The 20,293-nt window shown below is 43.5% G+C and carries 19 protein-coding genes; all 19 read left to right on the top strand.

What is annotated here, in order from left to right; genetic code table 11:
* Complete coding sequence (accC, locus tag IFO66_RS05380) at positions 1-1,344, top strand: acetyl-CoA carboxylase biotin carboxylase subunit (RefSeq protein ID WP_192024122.1); 1,344 nt, start codon at positions 1-3, stop codon at positions 1,342-1,344.
* Positions 1,345-1,459: 115 nt separating this feature from the next.
* Complete coding sequence (locus tag IFO66_RS05375) at positions 1,460-1,867, top strand: Asp23/Gls24 family envelope stress response protein (RefSeq protein ID WP_028596099.1); 408 nt, start codon at positions 1,460-1,462, stop codon at positions 1,865-1,867.
* Between the two features lie 69 nt (positions 1,868-1,936).
* On the top strand, positions 1,937-2,488 hold the full coding sequence (amaP, locus tag IFO66_RS05370) for an alkaline shock response membrane anchor protein AmaP (RefSeq protein WP_192024121.1): 552 nt from the start codon (positions 1,937-1,939) through the stop codon (positions 2,486-2,488).
* A gap of 15 nt (positions 2,489-2,503) precedes the next feature.
* Positions 2,504-2,734 carry a DUF2273 domain-containing protein gene (locus IFO66_RS05365; protein ID WP_192024120.1) on the top strand — a complete coding sequence of 77 codons (231 nt, stop codon included), beginning with the start codon at positions 2,504-2,506 and terminating at the stop codon, positions 2,732-2,734.
* Positions 2,735-2,887: 153 nt separating this feature from the next.
* A complete protein-coding gene (nusB, locus tag IFO66_RS05360; protein ID WP_192024119.1) occupies positions 2,888-3,352 on the top strand; it encodes a transcription antitermination factor NusB in 465 nt (154 codons plus the stop codon).
* Positions 3,353-3,499: 147 nt separating this feature from the next.
* Positions 3,500-4,357 (top strand): bifunctional methylenetetrahydrofolate dehydrogenase/methenyltetrahydrofolate cyclohydrolase FolD, encoded by an 858-nt coding sequence (folD, locus tag IFO66_RS05355; protein WP_192024118.1) that lies wholly within the window; start codon positions 3,500-3,502, stop codon positions 4,355-4,357.
* A 79-nt stretch (positions 4,358-4,436) separates the two neighbouring features.
* Positions 4,437-5,819: an exodeoxyribonuclease VII large subunit gene (gene xseA, locus IFO66_RS05350; RefSeq protein ID WP_192024117.1), complete on the top strand. Its 1,383-nt coding sequence runs from the start codon at positions 4,437-4,439 to the stop codon at positions 5,817-5,819.
* A complete protein-coding gene (gene xseB, locus IFO66_RS05345; protein ID WP_192024116.1) occupies positions 5,812-6,072 on the top strand; it encodes an exodeoxyribonuclease VII small subunit in 261 nt (86 codons plus the stop codon). Before xseA ends, xseB begins: the two co-directional genes overlap by 8 nt.
* Positions 6,017-6,979: a polyprenyl synthetase family protein gene (locus IFO66_RS05340; RefSeq protein WP_192024115.1), complete on the top strand. Its 963-nt coding sequence runs from the start codon at positions 6,017-6,019 to the stop codon at positions 6,977-6,979. Before xseB ends, IFO66_RS05340 begins: the two co-directional genes overlap by 56 nt.
* Before the next feature lie 350 nt (positions 6,980-7,329).
* Positions 7,330-9,228: a 1-deoxy-D-xylulose-5-phosphate synthase gene (gene dxs, locus IFO66_RS05335; protein WP_192024114.1), complete on the top strand. Its 1,899-nt coding sequence runs from the start codon at positions 7,330-7,332 to the stop codon at positions 9,226-9,228.
* Positions 9,229-9,247: 19 nt separating this feature from the next.
* Positions 9,248-10,081 (top strand): TlyA family RNA methyltransferase, encoded by an 834-nt coding sequence (locus tag IFO66_RS05330; protein WP_192024113.1) that lies wholly within the window; start codon positions 9,248-9,250, stop codon positions 10,079-10,081.
* A gap of 97 nt (positions 10,082-10,178) precedes the next feature.
* Positions 10,179-10,646, top strand: a complete 468-nt coding sequence (locus IFO66_RS05325; RefSeq protein WP_192024112.1) for a DNA-binding protein — start codon at positions 10,179-10,181, stop codon at positions 10,644-10,646.
* Positions 10,647-10,689: 43 nt separating this feature from the next.
* The gene (gene ahrC / locus IFO66_RS05320; protein ID WP_028596088.1) at positions 10,690-11,139 is read left to right on the top strand and encodes a transcriptional regulator AhrC/ArgR; all 450 of its coding nucleotides are present in this window, start codon (positions 10,690-10,692) and stop codon (positions 11,137-11,139) included.
* Positions 11,140-11,244: 105 nt separating this feature from the next.
* A complete protein-coding gene (gene recN, locus IFO66_RS05315) occupies positions 11,245-12,966 on the top strand; it encodes a DNA repair protein RecN (protein ID WP_192024111.1) in 1,722 nt (573 codons plus the stop codon).
* Positions 12,967-13,084: 118 nt separating this feature from the next.
* The gene (gene spoIVB, locus IFO66_RS05310; RefSeq protein ID WP_225445500.1) at positions 13,085-14,425 is read left to right on the top strand and encodes a SpoIVB peptidase; all 1,341 of its coding nucleotides are present in this window, start codon (positions 13,085-13,087) and stop codon (positions 14,423-14,425) included.
* A gap of 241 nt (positions 14,426-14,666) precedes the next feature.
* Positions 14,667-15,482, top strand: coding sequence for a sporulation transcription factor Spo0A (spo0A, locus tag IFO66_RS05305; RefSeq protein WP_192024109.1), 816 nt, complete (start codon positions 14,667-14,669; stop codon positions 15,480-15,482).
* Positions 15,483-15,909: 427 nt separating this feature from the next.
* A complete protein-coding gene (locus IFO66_RS05300; protein WP_192024280.1) occupies positions 15,910-17,154 on the top strand; it encodes an MFS transporter in 1,245 nt (414 codons plus the stop codon).
* Between the two features lie 202 nt (positions 17,155-17,356).
* The gene (locus IFO66_RS05295) at positions 17,357-17,884 is read left to right on the top strand and encodes a sigma-70 family RNA polymerase sigma factor (protein ID WP_192024108.1); all 528 of its coding nucleotides are present in this window, start codon (positions 17,357-17,359) and stop codon (positions 17,882-17,884) included.
* Positions 17,881-20,283 carry a DUF4179 domain-containing protein gene (locus IFO66_RS05290; protein ID WP_192024107.1) on the top strand — a complete coding sequence of 801 codons (2,403 nt, stop codon included), beginning with the start codon at positions 17,881-17,883 and terminating at the stop codon, positions 20,281-20,283. Before IFO66_RS05295 ends, IFO66_RS05290 begins: the two co-directional genes overlap by 4 nt.
* Positions 20,284-20,293: the final 10 nt, after the last annotated feature.

The raw sequence follows: 20,293 nt of genomic DNA, 5'->3' as shown, positions 1-20,293 counted from the left end.
ATGACATTTCACAAAGTGCTCGTCGCGAATCGCGGAGAAATAGCCGTACGGATTATTCGCGCGTGCCGAGAGCTCGGAATTGCCAGCGTAGCGGTATATTCTGAAGCCGATCGAGATTCATTACACGTTCGTTTGGCGGACGAGGCATATTGTATTGGCCCTACTGCGTCAAAGGATAGTTATTTGAACTTTACCAATTTGATGAGTGTTGCAACGCTGACTGAATGCGATGCTGTTCATCCGGGGTATGGATTTTTAGCCGAGAACGCAGACTTTGCTGAGATTTGTGATTCTTGCGGGATTACGTTTATTGGCCCTTCTCCAAATGCGATTGAACGCATGGGGGATAAGGCCGTTGCTAAGCAGACAATGAAAGATGCCAATGTTCCAGTTATTCCAGGTTCAGATGGCTTAGTTGAAAATATGGACGATGCGATTATGATTGCCCGAGATATCGGCTATCCAGTTATTATTAAAGCTACAGCTGGTGGCGGAGGTAAAGGTATTCGTATTGCTGATGATGAGGATTCACTAGTTAAGCAAATCACGACTGCTCAGCAGGAAGCAGAGAAAGCTTTCGGTAATGCAGGCGTCTATTTAGAAAAGTTCCTAACAGGCATGAAGCACGTTGAGATTCAAATTATTGCTGACAAGCATGGGAACGTTGTTCACTTAGGTGAGCGTGATTGTTCGGTGCAGCGACGTCGTCAAAAGCTTGTTGAAGAGGCGCCTTGTCCAATCTTGACGCCAGAAATTCGTGAGCGTATGGGGGCTGCTGCAGTACGTGCAGCTCAAGCAGTAAACTACTCGGGAGCAGGAACACTTGAGTTCTTGCTTGCACCTGATGGACAATTTTATTTCATGGAAATGAATACACGTATTCAAGTGGAACACCCTGTAACCGAAATGATTACTGGACTTGATATCATCAAGGAAATGATTATGGTTGCTCAAGGTGAGCATCTTTCCGTGAAACAAGAAGATGTCCGTATTAACGGCTGGGCGATTGAATGTCGTATTAATGCAGAAGATCCATCGCGCAACTTTATGCCTTCTGCAGGCAAGATTAATTTCTATTTGCCACCTGGTGGCTTCGGTGTCCGTGTTGACAGCGCTGCTTATCCGGGATATGTAATATCACCGCATTATGATTCGATGATTGCGAAGCTGATCGTATGGGGACCAACAAGAGAAGAAGCAATCGAGCGAATGAAGCGTGCATTATCGGAATTTTCCATTGAAGGTATTCACACTACGATTCCGTTTCATAGTCGTCTCTTGCAGCATCCAACGTTTTTACGTGGTGATTTTGACATTAAGTTCTTAGAAGAGAATGAGGTATAATCGTTTATTTCATCGATTGTTTGTCATAAAAATGGACAAATGATATAGTTATGAGTAATAAGCGGACAGGGTAACGATTAACCTTGTGGGATGAAAATGTGAGGAGTGGTGATTGATGAGTCAAGCAGTTTCTGAGTTTGAACGTACAGATTTGGGGAATATTCAAATTGCACCTGAAGTTATTGAAGTTATCGCAGGTCTTGCGACCATTGAAATAGAAGGTGTAGCAGGCATGAGCGGCGGATTCGCAGGAGGTATTGCGGAGCTTCTAGGCCGTAAAAACCTTTCTAAAGGTGTTAAGGTTGAGGTTGGCCAACGTGAAGCAGCAGTGGATGTTTCCATTATCGTAGAGTATGGTCACCGCATCCCTGAAGTTTCTTCCAGCATTCAAGCCAATGTAAAGAGATCTATTGAAATGATGACAGGTCTTCATGTTGTTGAAGTAAACGTGCATGTACATGATGTACACTTCAAATCTCAAGAGAAGCAAGAAGAGATTGAAGCTCAGTCACGCGTTAAATAATGCTGCATGAGAGAACCCCCTCCTGATGGCAGGGGGTTTACCTGCAATTCAACAAGGAGGCAGGACAACATGGGACGTATAGTAGACAGATTGCTATTGTTTGTGTACAGTTTGACGATCGGTACGTTGTCAGCAGCTGCAATCGTTGGTGCTAGTGGGCTCCTGACGGATACATCCGAAGTGTATATCAACTTGTCTGAACCAACTTGGCTGCGAATGGCCATTATAATCGTTGCAGCAGTTGTGTTCCTTATTAGCTTGCGGATGTTTGTTTTGTCCATTAAGCGTGATAGTACGGCGATGACTTCTATCGACCAGCGTACTGAATTTGGTGATATCAAAATTTCACTTGAAACAATTGAAAATGTATCCTTGAAGGCTGCTGCTCGCGTACGTGGCACAAAGGACTTGAAAGCTCGTATTCGTGCGATTGACTCTGGATTGGATATTACGATACGTGCTGTTGTAGATGGAGAAACTTCGATTCCAGAAATGACAGCCGAGGTTCAGCGTAATGTGAAAGAGTATGTTCAAACCATTACAGGTATTCCTGTATCACTCGTATCTGTTTACGTGGCAAATATCGTTCAAACCCAGACTTTCAAAGCACGCGTTGAATAGGTGGTGAGCTTTCCAATGTGGGAACAGTTATGGGAGAGTCACAGTGGACGCATCATTGGTATTGTGGCGGGAATTGGGCTTGGAATAGTCTACTTGCTATCAGGATTTTGGGATATGCTGTTTGTTGCACTGCTCGTATTTACTTGTTACAACCTAGGTAAAAATAAAGATTTGAATGTAGGTCCGATAATACCTTGGCAGCGTATTGCCGTATGGCTGTCTGACCGTTGGAGATGGTTGAAGTAGTCCTATGGACGCTCCGAACGACTGCGGAACTGTCGGTCAACCCGATGGGACGATCGGAGCGCGCATAGGATTTTTTGTGGCGTGTGCCATAATACTTTAATCTCGATCTCAAGCCCAATACAATTGCAAGCAACATATGCAGGAGGAACTATCATGAAAAGACGTATTGCCAGAGAATTGGCTATTCAAAGTTTATATCAATTGGAAATGACCGGCGTTACAGCAAAAGAAGCTGTAGAGATGGTTATTGACGAAGCTCAAACCGAAGATAACGAAATGGGTGTTGAGACCAAGCATGTCGGCAAGTTGAAAAATGAAGTATTGGGTTGGGTTACACGCACGTGGGAACAACGTGAAGAGCTTGATAAAGAGCTAGCGCGCTATTTGAAGGGTTGGCAAGTTGATCGTCTATCTCGTGTAGATCGTCAAGTACTTCGTTTTGCATGCTATGAACTGTTGCATAGAGAAGATGTACCACCTAAAGTTGCTGTCAATGAAGCTGTTCTCTTGGCAAAATACTTCGGTACTGACGAATCAGGTAAATTCGTAAATGGTGTACTTGGCCAAATGCTGCGCCAGCGCGAAGGTACAGACGCGCAAAATTCAGAACAGAAATAACGACACAAGTGTTGCCTACCGTAATTTTGGACAAATTGCGATAGGCATATTCGTTTTTTTTATGTATTACTGTATTGCTTATATTGCTATATCTACGTATAGCTCTATATACATTTTATATGATAAATAAGGTTGGGGGAGAGAGTAATGACAGCATCTTTGATGAACGGTAAGGTAGTAGCGCAAGCTATGCGTGAAGAAATGAAGCAGGAAGTTCAGAAATTGCAAGCCGCAGGTATTCAGCCTGGACTAGCGGTTGTAATTGTTGGTGAAGATCCAGCATCACAAGTCTACGTCAACAGCAAACATAAGACCTGTCTAGAACTTGGTTATTACTCCGAAGTGCATCGTTTGCCTGAAGATACAACACAAGAGCACTTGCTTGAGCTTGTTGGTAAGTTGAATGCTCAATCCAATATTCATGGCATACTCGTTCAATTGCCGCTTCCGAAGCATATTGAAGAGAAGGCTATCATTGATGCCATTGCCGTAGAAAAAGACGTTGATGGATTCCATCCAATTAGCGTGGGTAACATGATTATTGGCGATGATTCTCTCCTTCCTTGTACGCCAGCTGGCGTTATAGAGCTGCTTAAGCGTTATGATGTAGAAATTGCAGGTAAACACGTTGTCGTTATCGGAAGAAGTAATATTGTGGGCAAACCAGTTTCATTGTTGCTGCAACGTGAACATGCAACGGTAACGATGTGTCACTCTCGTACTACGAACATGAAAGAACTTACGAAGCAAGCGGATATTCTTGTTGTTGCTATCGGAAAGGCAAACTTTGTAGATCGTTCTTTCGTCAAACCGGGAGCAGTTGTTATCGATGTTGGTGTTAATCGACTGGATAACGGCAAGCTAGCTGGTGATGTTCATTTCGATGATGTATCAGAGGTCAGTTCCTTAATTACACCTGTACCTGGTGGAGTAGGACCGCTAACGATTACAATGTTGATGCATAATACATTGAAGGCAGCGAAAAGCATCCATAACCTTGAATAGTACGAACGATTAAGCTATTAACGTTATTTATATATTATGTATATGTGATGAGGGCATGCCTAATCATGCGTTGTAATGGATGAGAGGAGGTGCAGTCAGCGCTGTGAGTGAAGAACGCATTTTAAGCATTAAAGATTTGAACAAGTATATTCGGATGAAGTTGGATGGAGATTCAACCTTGCAGGATGTATGGATTCGTGGGGAAATATCCAATTTCACTCATCATTCCAGCGGGCATATGTACTTCACTCTGAAGGATAAGGATAGCCGAATCCGCGCCATTATGTTCGCCTCGTATAACCAGAGGCTCGCGTTCCGACCTAAGGAAGGCACACGAGTAATTGCGAGAGGGCAAGTGACGGTGTATGAGCGAGATGGGCAGTATCAGTTCTATGCTCAGCAAATGCAGCCTGATGGTATCGGAAGCTTGTATTTAGCGTATGAGCAGTTGAAGCAGAGGCTTAGTGAAGAAGGGTTGTTTGATATCGAGCGTAAGCAGCCACTGCCGAGATTTCCTCGGGCAGTTGGGGTTGTAACGTCAGCAACAGGGGCTGCTGTTCGTGATATTATAACAACGATTCAGCGCAGGCAGCCTGGTGTTCCTATCTTGCTGTATCCTGTACTAGTACAAGGGCAGCAAGCGGCACCTTCCATCGCGCAAGCAATAGAGGCATTCAACCGCTATGGTGAAGTTGACCTACTTATCGTTGGTCGTGGTGGGGGTTCGCTCGAAGAGCTGTGGGCTTTTAACGAAGAAGTTGTGGCTCGAGCAATCGCTGCTTCATCTATTCCGATCATATCTGCAGTTGGACATGAGACTGATTTTACGATCGCTGATTTTGTGGCGGACATGCGTGCACCTACACCTACTGCTGCTGCAGAGTTAGCTGTTATGCATCAGGATGATCTGCGACAGCATCTGAACCATATGTCACGTCGGCTAGAGCAAGCTGCTATACGTACGGTTCAAGTTCAGCAGGAACGATTGCTGCGAATTCAGCAATCGCCTGTTATGCGCAAGCCGAAGCAATCTATAGAACAGCATCGGGAGCGGTTAGTTATTCAGCAGGAGCGGCTGCGTCATCGTGGCCAGCTCGTGCTGGATAAAGCGAACCAAAGGCTTCAACGTTGGACAGGCCGTTTACGTGAGCAAAGCCCAAGGCATCAAGCTAAATTTGCTCGTTCCCAACTGGGCGTACAATCCAAAAATTTGCGAAGTGCGATGGCTGTTTTGTCGAAGCGACATGCGCAGCAGTTGCACAGCACAATTAGGCAGTTGGATGCGTTAAGCCCACTCAAAGTAATGTCCCGAGGGTATAGTCTCGTTTATGATGAGCAAGAGAAGAACCTCATTCGGAAAATGGAAGACGTACAGCTTGGTGATATTGTAAAAGTGAATGTAACGGACGGACAGTTGGACTGCCAAGTGTGGTCGATGAAAGGGAGGGACGCTCATGAGTAATATAGAAGAGCAGCATCAAGCATTAAGTTTTGAAGCAGCTATGGAGCGACTTGAGCAAATCGTCAATCAATTGGAAAGCGGAGACGTACCGTTGGAACAAGCGATTGATCTATTTCAAGAAGGCATGCATTTGTCTAAAGCTTGCTCTTCCAAGCTAGAGCAAGTGGAACGCCGCATTGAGGTGTTAACCGAGCAGCATGGGGAATGGGACAAACAGCCGTTCCAAGCGGAAGCAGGTGAAGGAAGTGAGTAATCCTAACGGTGAACTCTCTTTTGAACAGTATTTGAAGCGTAACGTTCAGGAAGTCGAACAAGCACTTCCTGGATGTGTTCCTTCAAATTGGAATATCCCTGCACCACTTCATGAATCATTTCTGTATTCATTAATGGCTGGAGGCAAACGTTTAAGACCGATATTAGTACTTGCAGCAGCTGAAAGTGTGGGCGGTCAAGCCGAAGCTGCTCTACCAGCAGCATGTGCAATTGAAATGATACATACCTATTCACTTGTACATGATGATTTGCCAGCCATGGATAACGATGATTTTAGACGTGGCAAACCAACGAATCATAAGTTGTATGGCGAAGCGATGGCGATTCTTGCAGGAGATGCGCTGCTGACTCATGCTTTCTATACGGTTGTTCAATCTTCAAGAAAGCATGGAGTGCCAGCTGAAGCCGTGCTTACAGTAGTTGAAGAATTGGCACAGTATGCTGGTCTCCCGGGTATGGTAGGTGGACAAGCAGCAGATATGCTTGGTGAGCAAGGTGAAACGAGTCTGGAGCAGCTCCAATATATCCATGAACATAAAACGGGAGATCTCATTGTAGCCTCATTACGTGCTGGTGGGTATATTTCTGGAGCAAGCGAGGAACAAATCGATGCCTTAACAACATTTGGCAGACAAATCGGTTTGGCTTTCCAAATTCAAGATGATGTGCTTGATGTGGAGGGTGAGCAAGCTGTTACGGGTAAGCCGAAAGGTAGCGATGAGAAGAGCGGTAAGGTGACTTTTCCCTATTTCATGGGGATGGATGCTTCTAAGAAGGAAATTGAGCGGTTGACTTTCGAAGCAAAGGAAGCGCTCACAGCCGGATCGATTCCTTATCCTGAACGATTATTGCAGCTAGCTGATTACCTAATGAAACGAAACCATTAAGTTCATGATTCGTAATACTCTATGTTATAATCATGTATAAATGTGTGAATGCCGTTCTAGAAGTTAAGGGATGGTCATGACAATTATGGTCTAATAGTAAACATTCCGTACCATTGAGCGTTGGTATTTCGCCGAACGATATGCTGAGTTCCTACATCCATGATTGCAGCGTTGAGCTAGGGAATTAGCAACTGAGCAATCAGCATGGCGTAAGCTGCTCGTCTGATGCGGAATGTTTTTTGATAGATGAGCTGAGTACAGGTTATTATTAGTTATAAATAGATACATGCTAATAATGAGCAACAGTGTCATGTACTATGGTTCTAATCAACGAAAGCGAGGGAAATCCCGTGCTGCTCGAACAAATCAACCAACCGAGTGATCTGAAACAATTAAAGGTCGAACAGTTGCCACAGCTGGCAGCAGATATTCGTCAATTTCTGATCGAGAAGCTATCAGTAACTGGCGGTCATTTAGCTCCCAACTTAGGCGTCGTTGAGCTTACGATCGTGATGCATTACTTATATAACAGTCCGAAAGACAAATTTATTTTTGACGTCGGACATCAAGCTTATGTCCATAAAATATTAACAAATCGTAAAGACCGATTCGATACGTTGAGAAAACATAAAGGTCTTTGCGGTTTTGTAAAACGTGCTGAAAGTGAGCATGACGTATGGGAAGCAGGACATAGCAGTACGTCATTGTCTGCTGCTGCAGGCATGGCGAAAGCGCGTGACTACAAGAAGGAAGACAATCAAGTACTTGCTGTTATTGGTGATGGAGCGTTAACAGGAGGCATGTCGTTTGAAGCCTTGAATCATATTGGTCATGAGAAGACGAAAATGATTGTGGTGCTAAATGACAATGAAATGTCGATTGCACCTAATGTAGGCGCTATGCATCAATATTTGGGCAAAATTCGTTCAGATCGCACTTATGCGAAGCTAAAGGACGAAGTTGAATACTTACTTAAGAAAATTCCTGCGATTGGCGGTAAGCTAGCAAAGACTGCTGAGCGCGTTAAAGATGGTTTGAAATATTTAGTAGTGTCAGGTGTATTGTTTGAAGAGCTTGGCTTTACTTATTTGGGACCTGTAGATGGCCACGATATTCCTAAGCTGATGGAAGTGTTTGAACAAGCCAATAAGATTGATGGACCCGTGCTTGTTCATGTGATTACGCGCAAAGGTAAAGGATACTCCCCAGCTGAGGCGGATTCACATAAATGGCATGGTATTACACCATACAAGATGGAGTCTGGTCAAGTCGTTAAGTCTGTAGGCAACCCCATGTATACTGAAGTTTTCGGTAATGCGCTTATTGAGCTTGCAGAACAGGATGAGCGTATCGTTGCTGTAACACCTGCGATGCCTGGCGGCTCTGGGCTACTGAAGTTTGCTGATCGCTTCCCTGGGAGAATGGTCGATGTAGGAATTGCGGAGCAGCATGCAGCGACATTCTGTGCTGCGCTTGCTATGGAGGGTATGAAGCCTGTCTATGCGGTATATTCTACATTCTTGCAGCGTGCATATGATCAAGTGCTGCATGATATTTGCCGTCAGGATGCGAATGTTATATTCGCCATTGATCGTGCTGGATTCGTAGGGCCTGATGGTGAAACTCATCATGGTGTATATGATATTGCGTATTTGCGTCATTTACCGAACATCGTTCTTATGATGCCTAAAGATGAAAATGAACTTCGTAACATGATGAAGACAGCCGTTGATTATAATGATGGTCCGATTGCGATCCGCTATCCGCGTATCAATGTGCCAGGCGTTGCAGTAGATGATGTTATGAAACCAATCCCACTTGGTACATGGGAAACGGTTCGTGAAGGTGATTCTGCGGTTGTAATGGCGGTTGGTCCAATGATTCAAGTAGCAGAAGAGGCTGCTGAATTATTGAAGCGTGAGGGCTTGAATCTACGTATCATTAATGCTCGTTTTATTAAGCCAATGGATGAAGAAATGCTGTTAAACTTGGCAAAAGAACATCTGCCAATGTTTGTGATGGAGGAAGGTACTGTACGCGGTGGACTTGGTAGTGCCGTACTGGAGTTCTACGCGGAACGTCACATCTTTGATCAAACGATTGTGCCAATTGGTGTACCTGATGCTTTTATAGAGCATGGCAGCATTCAACAGCAGCGTGAAGAGGTCGGTTTGACGGCAGAGCATCTAACTAACGAAGTGAAGCGGCTGTTAATCGCGCGTTGCGATAATCGTCTTACACGCGCATAAAAGAATTAGGAGATGAAGCATGTCTACACCGAAAGAGCGCATTGACATTTTGCTCGTTGAGCAAGCCTATTATGAAAGCCGTGAGAAAGCGAAAGCGGCAATTATGGCAGGTCTCGTCATTGCGGACGGAGAACGGATTGAGAAAGCGGGGATGAAAGTTCCGCGTGCAGCTGCTATTACGGTCAAAGGAGCACCACATCCTTATGTAAGTCGCGGGGGCCTCAAGCTAGAGAAGGCGATTAAACAATTCGACCTGCAGCTTGAAGGTGTTACGATGATGGATATTGGTGCATCTACGGGTGGGTTCACAGATTGTGCTTTGCAAAATGGTGCTGAACGGGTTTACGCTATCGACGTAGGTTACAATCAATTGGATTGGTCCCTTCGTAATGATGAACGTGTCATCGTTATGGAACGAACGAATTTTCGTTATGTTGAGGCCGAGCATTTGGATGGACCTAGACCTAATATCGCGACGATTGATGTATCTTTCATTTCGTTAAAGTTGATCTTGCCGCCACTGAAAGCCTTGCTGCAAAGACCGGGTAAGGTCATTGCACTCATTAAACCGCAGTTCGAAGCGGGGAGAGAAAAGGTTGGCAAGTCTGGTGTTGTCCGAGATCCTCGTACGCATGAAGAGGTGCTAAGGGAAGTGTTGGATTTTGCATGTGAACTTGGGTTTGTGCTCGAAGGTGTGACCTATTCTCCTATTACAGGCGGGGAAGGGAACATTGAGTTCCTTGCTTATTGGACGGTCCCAGACCAAGCAGAAGAACTGGAGCAGCCTAACGTTTCACGTGAGCTAATTCATGATTTAGTTAAGGAAGCCAACACGCAATTCCGATCTGTATAATGGACCCGATAACGACTTGAATGAAACTCATCCGACTAGGAACGGTCCTACGGGTGAGTTTCTTTTGCGAGTAAGTCTTTTATAAGGAGGCTTATAAATGCTCGGTGATTCCTTTGTTCTTGTCATTATTATTGTGGGCCTTGTCATATGGGGGTTAGTTGCTCTGTATCGATATTGGAATCGAGAAGAGCCGATGGAGCAGCTGTATATTAGCGAGCATATGGTGCACGATGAAGAAGTGGAGACATTGCTGGAAAAGGAAGGATATGACGTCGTAGGCGGCAAATTCTACGTTCCACTCTATATCCAAATGGACAATCAGGAAGAGCAGATGAGTCGGATATGGGTTGACTTGATCGTAACGAAGCACAACAATTGGTATGTAGTCCGGTTAGTGCGTGAACGGATGCAGTTAGATTGGACGACAAATGGCATTCGCAAGTTATGGCTAAGTTACAAAATCGCGTTCCCCGATTGTGATGGGCTATTAATTGTTAATCAAGCCGAACGTTCTGTTAAGCTTATTCAAATGCACGTAGGAGAACCGACTGCATCTGGCGAATAAACATACATCAAGATGTTTGAATACAAGGTGGAGGGTCTTTTTTATGAAAGGTCAACGACATATTAAAATTAGAGAAATTGTGATGAATAATGATATTGAAACACAGGACGAGCTTGTAGATTCTTTGCGCAAAGCAGGCTTTCAAGTTACACAGGCTACTGTGTCTCGTGATATGAAGGAATTGCATCTCATTAAAGTCCCGATGGACAATGGACGCTACAAATATTCGCTCCCAATCGATCAGCGCTTTAATCCAGCTCAGAAGCTGAAGCGAGCGTTGTTGGATAATTTCGTTAGCATCGATTACGCTGAAAATCTTGTAGTCATGAAATGTCTTCCAGGCACGTCTAATGCAATTGCTGTATTGATGGACTCCATTGAATGGCCGGATATTTTAGGAACGGTATGTGGAGATGATACGATTCTTATTGTTGCTCGTTCTAAAGACAGCAGCAAAAAAGTAATTGATCAGGTGATGAGCTACATTTCATAATCATTGCACAGGAGCTTGAGCTTATGTTTGGAGATCTAGCAATTATTTTTCAGATAAGATCTTCAATTTAGCTTATGGCTTGTTAGGTTCAGGAGGAGATGTTGGATGTTAGTTGCTATGTCTATTCGCAATTTGGCAGTTATTGAGCATGTACAGCTGCAATTCCATCAAGGATTTCATGTGCTGACAGGGGAAACGGGCGCAGGTAAATCAATTATTATTGATGCACTTGGTCTTATTGCTGGAGGCAGAGGTTCTGCTGATTTCGTACGATATGGCTGTGAGCGTGCTGAGGTCGAAGCTTCCTTCGATCTTCCTTCTGATCACCCAACTTGGGGGATCATTGAGAAACTTGGCATTCACGCTTCACGTGAAGAAATGTTGATCATTCGTCGCGAGCTCACAGCTCAGGGCAAGAGTAATGGTCGAATTAATGGGCAAATGGTCAACTTGAGTATGCTGCGTGAAGTGGGCGATCAGTTGATTAACATACATGGACAGCATGAGCATCAATCTTTGCTCAAAGTTGAGAAGCATATTGAGTGGCTCGATGCTTTTGGCGGTGAGTCGCTAGCTCAAATTAAAGCACGTTATCGCGAACAATATCGTGCATATAAAGCTTTGCATCGAGAAGCTGAGCAATTGCGTCAAACAAGCCAAGAAACGTTTCGTATGCTGGATTTATATCGATTCCAAATTGAAGAGCTTACTGAAGCTAAGCTAAAACTAGGTGAAGATGAAACATTAGCGGATGAAAAGGGCAAACTAGCCAATGCAGAGAAGCTCATGGATAGTGTAAATCGTTCTTATGAACATTTATACGGTCAGGGTGCGATGGATGCTGTTACGTTGGCAGTGGACAAGCTGGAACAGATCGTTCATGTCGATCCAGAGAAGTTCCAACCCATTGTAGAACATTTGCAAAATGCCTTTTACCTCTTAGAAGATGCTTCTTTCCAGCTTCGTGATTACCGCGAACAAATTGAGTTTAATCCAGCACGCTTGGAGCAGATTGAAGAGAGGCTTGATCTGTTAACTTCTTTGAAACGCAAATATGGTTCAACGGTTGAAGATATGATGCAATACTTAGAGAAGATTACAAATGAAGCAGATAAGCTGGAGAACAAAGATGAGCGCTTAGAGAAGCTGGATGCTGAATTAGCGAAGCAACTTGTGCTTGTTGTAAAGGAAGCGAAGCTGCTGAGTGAGCAGAGGCGTATCCTTGCCGATCAGCTTACAAAACGCATTGAGGCAGAGCTTAAACATTTACATATGGAGCGTACTCGCATGGGAGTGCGTATGGAAAGACTGCAGGATAATAACGGGCCAGAGGTAGACGGAATTGGAACAAGATTGACGCAGCATGGCTGGGACGATGTAGAGTTTCTTATTACACCCAATCCAGGTGAGCCGCTTAGACCGTTGCACAAGATTGCATCTGGCGGTGAGCTGTCACGTATTATGCTTGCTTTGAAGGCGATTTTTTCGGAACTGGATCGGATTCCAGTCCTTATCTTTGATGAGGTGGATACGGGTGTTAGCGGACGTGCAGCACAAGCAATTGCTGAGAAATTGGTTGAGGTCGCAGCCAATGGCCAAGTGTTTGCGATTACTCATTTGCCACAAGTCGCTTGTATGGCCGATCATCAATATTATATTGAGAAGCAAGTTGAAAATGAACGCACAGCTACAAAGGTTACCGCTCTAAATGAAGATGGACGGGTACAGGAATTGGCACGTATGCTTGGCGGTGTTGAAGTTACTGAGAAAACGATACATCATGCACAAGAAATGCTTAAATTGGCTGAACGACAAAAAGGTGCGTAAATCAAGGTAAGGAATCATTTTCACTCATAAAAGGTAAGGGTCAGGGTTAACTTAATGTTACTGATTAGGGGCTGCCATCGACGGTATGCTTCGAATTGCTACAAAGGAGTGTGACCCCTTGACCCCTTACGTTAAACGGCTAATAGGTCTTATGCTTGTAATCATTATTTGTGCTGGCAGTAATACCCCTTCGTTTCGTGATTATGTCGCATGGCCACAGCAATTGAGGCTATTCGAAGGTCAGCAGAAACAGTTAAACTTGTCCATGCCTGTTATGGCTAAGGCTACGATTGATCATCCCGAAATATTGCAAGTGAATGGCAATAAGCAAGCAGTAATGAATGTTTCGCTGAATCAACCGTTAGCACTGCAGCCTAAGCAAGTTGGACAGGCTGAACTTAAGCTTAAGTTGTTTAATCGTATTCCGCTTCGAAGCTTAAAGGTAAATGTCGTACCTGATCTTCGTGTCATTCCTGGAGGTCAGACGATTGGCGTTAAGGTTAAATCCAACGGAATATTAGTTGTCGGTCATCATCTTGTTCAAGTGGAAGACAATCGTAAGGTATCTCCTGGTGAAGAAGCAGGCGTAAAATTGGGTGATCTTATTGTACGCATCAATGAAGAACGTATCCAAGATTTATCTCAAGTTGGAATACTTGTGAAGGCGGCTGGCGAAGCGAAGAAACCATTAAAGCTGGAAGTTCGACGCAATGGTCAATTGGTGAATACGGAGCTGCGCCCTGCCTATGATGCAGAAGATAAAACATGGCGATTAGGCTTATATATACGTGATTCAGCGGCAGGAGTCGGTACATTAACGTTTTATGCCCCGGATCAAGGTGTATATGGTGCTTTGGGACATGTCATTACAGATCTCGATACACAAACACCTATTGAGGTAGGTCGTGGTGAAATCTTGCAATCGAATGTGACGTCGATATCCAAAAGCCAAAATGGAGAGCCTGGTGAGAAACGCGCTCATTTCTTGAAAGAAGGGCGTGTGCTCGGAAATGTAGAGCGAAATACCCCGTTCGGCATTTTTGGAAAAATGAAGAGCAACCCGGATCACAGCTTGTTCAAAAAAGGTATTCCGATTGCGTTCAATGAAGAGGTTCGTGAAGGTCCGGCTGAAATGCTTACCGTTGTGAATGGTCAGCAGGTGGAGCGATTCAAAATTGAAATTGTCCATGTTACAAGACAGTCTGCTCCTGCAACGAAAGGTATGGTTATTAAAATAACCGATCCACGTCTTCTGCAAAAGACAGGCGGTATCGTTCAGGGCATGTCAGGCAGCCCAATTATTCAAAATAATAAGCTGATTGGTGCGGTAACACACGTATTCGTCAACAATCCAAGCTCTGGCTATGGATGCTTTATCGAATGGATGCTTCAGGATGCAGGTGTTGTATTATCACAATCGCAATGGAAGACCACGAAAAAGGTTCACGCTGCAGCGTGAACCTTTTTAACCGTATGTCGAATGTTAGGAACTCGGCGTGAATGAGCGTGAACGGTGTAGAAATATAAACAAATTTATTATTATAAATGATTTTGTTAAAAAAAGAAAGAAAAAAACTTATTCGACAGAAGGAATTCTTATCGCCTTGTCGAATAAGTATAACTTGTAAGCGAAATGTTCACGCACAATTGAAGATATGCTGACGAGACGCTGCAAAACGGGTTAAGGGAGGATCATTAAGTTGCAAAAAATTGAAGTTTTATTGGCAGATGACAATCGGGAGTTCACGAATTTATTGGCGGATTTCTTATCCGAACAGGATGACATGACCGTAAGTGGCGTAGCCTACAACGGTGAAGAGGTGCTTCAATTTTTGGAGCAAACGAGAACAGTGCCGGATGTACTCATTCTCGATATTATTATGCCTCATCTTGACGGCCTTGGCGTATTGGAACGCCTTAGAGAACTACAATTGTCGCCACAGCCTAAAATCATCATGCTGACTGCTTTCGGTCAAGAGAGCATTACACAGCGTGCTGTACAACTTGGTGCTTCTTACTATATTTTGAAACCGTTTGATATGGATGTGCTAGCGAATCGTATTCGTCAACTAGCTGGCTCCGCAGCAACACCTTCGTTGACGGGTTCATCTTCTTATGTAAGTAGCGCGATGAAGTCCAATGTTGTACCTTTGGCTAAAACGAAGAATCTTGACGCTAACATTACAACGATTATCCATGAGATCGGCGTACCAGCTCATATTAAAGGCTACCAGTATTTGCGCGAAGCGATCACAATGGTGTATAACAATATCGAAATTCTTGGTTCTATTACGAAAACGCTTTATCCAGCAATCGCTGAAAAATACAAAACAACGCCATCTCGCGTTGAGCGTGCGATTCGTCATGCGATCGAAGTTGCTTGGACACGCGGCAACATTGACAGCATTAGTCGTTTGTTCGGCTATACGATCAACATCAGTAAGTCGAAACCAACCAACAGCGAATTCATTGCGATGGTTGCGGATAAGCTTAGAATCGAGCATAAGGTATCATAAAATGACGTACTGGAGCGGATTGCAGGTTGCTACGAGTGCTTTACATACCAACGATGAAAGCCAACCAATTCGTCATATAGCTTTATTATCTATCTCCACCTGACCCGATAAATCCTAGAGATTTATCGGGTTTTTGGTATTTCAGATACGCTTCAATAGAAGATTTGCAAAGTGACCCCCAAGTAAACTTCTCTCAAATTTACAAATGCTACGCTATCCATGATCGTGACAGTCTAGCACGTTTATTTATCATCTGAATCCGAAGTAATAGTAAGGAGCCGATTTACTCTTAACGGGGAGAAATTCGGCTCTTTTTTGTTCCAATTTGCTTAGTTGTCATTGTAGTTTCGTTATCTTGCGGTTACATTCCAAAATGCGTACAACAACTGACTTCCAGGGTTATACTCAAGCTGGAGGTGTTTTTATGATGAAAAATACAAAGTACTTTAATTTTTATAAGCTTTGGATAGGACAATCTATAAGTTTATTAGGTATCCAGTTTACAGTAGTAGCGCTGCCTCTTTTTGCAATAGAGGTGCTTCAAACAAGTGAGGCGAATGCTGCTATGCTTCGTGGAATTATATTCGTGCCTTATCTCATATTTGGATTAATAGCCGGTGCTTTGATTGACATCCTTCCTAGAAAAAAAGTTTTGCTCATTTCTAGTATTTGTCAAGGTGTTTTGTTTTTATCTGTATTTTTACTGGCTGTAACAAATAAAATAACGTTCCCTTTATTGGTGTTACTTATGTTCGTAAATGGAATATTCACCACCTTTTACAACATTGCAATTCCTTCTTTCTTACCGGAAATTGTAACAGATAAAGATAATTTAAAAAAAGGAAATGCTCAATTAGCCCTTTCTGAGTCTCTTGCTGTAGTAGTTGGTCCTATGCTAGCCGGAATCGTTATTACGCTAGTTGGCTCAACAGGCTCATTCTCTGTTAACGCTGCGACGTATTTTATTTGTTTTGTATGTCTATTGTTTATTTCAAGGTTTAAACCGCATACAGAGGGTTCTTTAAAAAACGTAAATATAAAATCCATATATAAAAATATATTCGAAGGTTTGATATATTTTAGAAAACACCCTGTATTGGAACCAATTGTAAGCTGCGGCGCTGTCTATGGTTTTTTTAAATACATACTATATAGCATTTTAGTCATATTCCTTTATAAGGTAATGGGTCTATCTGAACTTGAAATAGGCTTTGTTGTTGGTTCAGCTTCGGTGGGATTTTTAATAGGTAATACGATACTTTTAAAGAAAAGTAAGCAAATCAATCACACAAAGATGCTTATTTATAGCGCTGCTGTATCCGTGATTGGTCTGTCTTTTATACCCATAATGGGATATTTGGGAACTGTGTACGGCATAGTGGCTGTAAGTATCATACATGGTATGGGAGAAGGTGTATTTGCCCCTTACGCTGCAACCATACGACAACTTGTCTCTCCAAGTCACATGCTAGGTAGAGTAAATGCTGTACAGCGTACACTTAATTGGGGAGCTTGGGCATTGGGGAGTTTTGCTAGTGCATTTTTAGTTTCAATATTCGGACTTCAAACTACGTTATTTATCGGAGGCTTCGGCACAACATTATGCTTAATAGCGTTGGTAAGGCGAGGAATATTAAAAGGAACGAACATTGAATATACCAGCTCAAATTGATTGTTAATATGTGAAGCTATAACCCAAACCACTATAATCGCACTCATCCGAAGTCGATACTGTAGTGGTTTCTTTTTGTTCCGCTTAAACTCGAAATTCAGAACTGTTTATATGAAAATTCCAAAAAATTTTGGAGATTAAAGCCAAATGTTCACCCTCTTCGTCTTATTGAATTAAGAAGGAAGGGAGATCATGATGTCACATGGATATATCTAAGCTTGTGAAAAAGGCACAGAAAGGTAACGATCAGGCATTCCTTGAGCTGTTTCAACAATATGAGGAGTCTATTTATCGAATTGCCTACACGTATGTGAAAAACAAGGAGGATGCGCTGGATATCGTCCAAGATACAGCGTATCAATCTTTCAAGACAATTGGCAGTTTACGAGAGCCGCAATATTTTAAGGCATGGCTTTTCAAAATTGCGATTAACCGCTCTATTGATACCTATAAGAAGAAACAAAAAGTGATATTGTTTCCAACGGATTATACCGAACATAAAAATTTACGTACAAATGATGAGGATATTCCTCTTTCGGTTACGCTGCAGCAATTGCTAGATGAGTTGGATATGAATGAAAAGAGTGTCATTTTGCTCAAATATTATCAAGGATACACGATACAAGCGATCTCGGACATATTGGAGATGCCGCTAGGAACAACGAAAACGATACTTTATCGAGGGTTGGCCAAATTGAGACAAAGTTTGGAAAGAGGTGAGATCTCATGACGGTTCATGATCCTATTAAGCAAGAGATGGAGAAGATAGAGATTCCGAAGGAACTGCATGAGCGAAGTATACGTGGTATACAGCAAGCGAAGTATGAGCTGGCGAGCGGACGCAATAAGGCAGCGAAGAAGGTTGCAAAAATATTAGGATTGACCGCCGCTAGCCTTGTCATTGCAGTTACGATCGGGGCAGCAACCTCTCCAACATTTGCTGAGTACGTAAAGTCGTGGTTCTCCTTCTATAAGACGGATGAAGGAATTAAGAAAGCAGTGAGTGCAGGCTTCGGAGAGCCCATTAACAGAGAAGTTACAGACCAAGGAATTACATTTAAGGTGAAAGAGGTCATCCAGGACGAGCTGCGAATTTCACTTCTATACAGTGTAGAGAAGGATGGTAAATCCGTTGAGTCAGACCGATTATTTGATACATTCATTCCAAGAGGGACAGATGATGATCCGTATGCGAACCGATATGAGGTTGTCGATACCGAAGGTAATGTGCTGCCACTTCGGATGGAGCATACGCGCGTCGGCAATGATCGAATCTTGATATTATCGCTTCAAAGTTTAGCTGCTGGCCGCGGGAAATCGTCTATACCCGAACTACCCCATAAAATTATCGTGCGATTCGATATCAATCAGATCGGCGATACACGGGGTAAATGGCAGTTAGAGGTACCGCTCGATTTAATGAAGGCTAAAGCCGCTACGGTTGTTGTACCTATCAATAAACGTTACACATCTCCACTAGGATTTCGTATCGACTTTCATGAACTTCGACATGGATCAAGTACCTCTGAGATGGTGTTACAGGTACATGAAACACAAGCGTGGAGAAGTGCCATGAAGCGAGAGCCTATGTTCCGGTATGAGGTGAAGGATAGTGAAGGCAATACAGTGGCAGCACGGGATGGATTAAATCGCAAAGATTTAGGCTTGCAAAGTGTGAATACCATTGATCGAGTCTTTAGTGGACAAGGAACACTGGGTCATGTGGAATATAGAAATTCGTTTGTACCATTTAAGGATGCTAAGGAGCTTAGCCTATTTGTAACAGCGATTTATTTACAAGAACATTTGTCTACACCAATAGAGGTTGCGCTGCCTCCTAAAGCATTGCTACAAAAACCTCTGGTGAAGGAGGTGAATGGAAGTAAAGTCACGTTCAAGACGCGAATGAAGACGGAAGAACAACACGAGTCGTTGAAAGACGGGCGTACGGTTTTTCAAGGAAAAGGATGGATATTGGAGCTTGATCAGCAGCTTGGCTCAAGTAGGCTAGATCTGCAATGGCATTTACAGAGCGTTCTAGATAGAGGCTCTAGATTCGAAACAGCCACAGTATTAGAGCGAGATGCTGAAGGGAATCATCGCAATCGAACGATGTTTTTCTTCGCAGACCAAGCTTCGCTACCTGATAGTTTGAGTTTACAATTAATGGGAGGGACAAAAATAACGCCTATTGACTGGAGTGTTCCACTCGTTGCTTCATCAGAGCCGCTTCCGCCGATGGTCGATGAGCTAATTTATGAGATGACGGTGGAACAATTAGAGCCAGAACTTGTGAATAAGGCGGAGCGCGCGATAAGGGAACTAATGCCGAATCAGCCAGCAGAGCTGTATGGTGCTGCAGATTATTCAGACAAGTGGCTCTTATACACGAAGGACAACAGTGGGAGTATGGCTATTGTAGATAAAGCAACGGCAGAGCCGATCAGTGTGCAACGAACCATTCCTTATTATGAGCTGGATAAATCGATTCAGGAGACGGTAGAGGAGATGCTACGAAAGCTACATCCGGAACAACCTATACGATTTAAAACAGCGAATAGGCATCGATCCATCAAAGATGATCATTGGCTAATTCAAAATGAACAGGCGAACATGGTTATAGATGCGCATACAGGTAACGTGGACTCCGCTGCGATAAGTTACACAGCTGGAAAGTTCGATGAGCGGGCGAAGTCAGCAGCCGAGCAAGCCTTTGAGCAATTTTCGAAGGGCAAGTCAATAAGCTTCATGGAGATGAAGCGGGTTTGGTCACCGAAACAGCATGTGTGGGAATTTTATCGAGATGGAAGTCTATTGGCTCAGGTTGGTGTGGAGTCGAATCAGGTGTGGCTCGTTCAGCAAAGCTTCAAAGACGACCATCCAGGAGATGAAGCTAAAGCAAGGAAAATGTATGCTAACCAGAGTTATACCGGAGATCAGGCAATTGCAAAGGTCGGTTCCACGATTCAGCAAGTGTTCGGCGTCGCGCTGAAAGACTATAAAGTGAGCGTACAATTGAATGAATATACGTTTAGTAAAAAGGGGTCACCTTCAATAAGCGGGACGGTTAACGCTAGAGGAGAGTTCTGGCGACTAGAGCTACTTCCTTTCGAAGGCATGCAAGAGTAAGACGTATTAA

Source organism: Paenibacillus arenosi (genome assembly GCF_014841135.1).
Lineage (GTDB): Bacteria > Bacillota > Bacilli > Paenibacillales > Paenibacillaceae > Paenibacillus_B > Paenibacillus_B arenosi.
This window is presented reverse-complemented; position numbering and strand designations above follow the sequence as displayed.

Bases quoted from the DNA above. Each gene is read 5' to 3' on its own strand.
- accC (WP_192024122.1), top strand. From the start codon at position 1: ATGACATTTCACAAAGTGCTCGTCGCGAATCGCGGAGAAATAGCCGTA.
- IFO66_RS05375 (WP_028596099.1), top strand. From the start codon at position 1,460: ATGAGTCAAGCAGTTTCTGAGTTTGAACGTACAGATTTGGGGAATATT.
- amaP (WP_192024121.1), top strand. From the start codon at position 1,937: ATGGGACGTATAGTAGACAGATTGCTATTGTTTGTGTACAGTTTGACG.
- IFO66_RS05365 (WP_192024120.1), top strand. From the start codon at position 2,504: ATGTGGGAACAGTTATGGGAGAGTCACAGTGGACGCATCATTGGTATT.
- nusB (WP_192024119.1), top strand. From the start codon at position 2,888: ATGAAAAGACGTATTGCCAGAGAATTGGCTATTCAAAGTTTATATCAA.
- folD (WP_192024118.1), top strand. From the start codon at position 3,500: ATGACAGCATCTTTGATGAACGGTAAGGTAGTAGCGCAAGCTATGCGT.
- xseA (WP_192024117.1), top strand. From the start codon at position 4,437: ATGAGAGGAGGTGCAGTCAGCGCTGTGAGTGAAGAACGCATTTTAAGC.
- xseB (WP_192024116.1), top strand. From the start codon at position 5,812: ATGAGTAATATAGAAGAGCAGCATCAAGCATTAAGTTTTGAAGCAGCT.
- IFO66_RS05340 (WP_192024115.1), top strand. From the start codon at position 6,017: ATGGGGAATGGGACAAACAGCCGTTCCAAGCGGAAGCAGGTGAAGGAA.
- IFO66_RS05330 (WP_192024113.1), top strand. From the start codon at position 9,248: ATGTCTACACCGAAAGAGCGCATTGACATTTTGCTCGTTGAGCAAGCC.
- IFO66_RS05325 (WP_192024112.1), top strand. From the start codon at position 10,179: ATGCTCGGTGATTCCTTTGTTCTTGTCATTATTATTGTGGGCCTTGTC.
- ahrC (WP_028596088.1), top strand. From the start codon at position 10,690: ATGAAAGGTCAACGACATATTAAAATTAGAGAAATTGTGATGAATAAT.
- recN (WP_192024111.1), top strand. From the start codon at position 11,245: ATGTTAGTTGCTATGTCTATTCGCAATTTGGCAGTTATTGAGCATGTA.
- IFO66_RS05300 (WP_192024280.1), top strand. From the start codon at position 15,910: ATGAAAAATACAAAGTACTTTAATTTTTATAAGCTTTGGATAGGACAA.
- IFO66_RS05295 (WP_192024108.1), top strand. From the start codon at position 17,357: ATGGATATATCTAAGCTTGTGAAAAAGGCACAGAAAGGTAACGATCAG.
- IFO66_RS05290 (WP_192024107.1), top strand. From the start codon at position 17,881: ATGACGGTTCATGATCCTATTAAGCAAGAGATGGAGAAGATAGAGATT.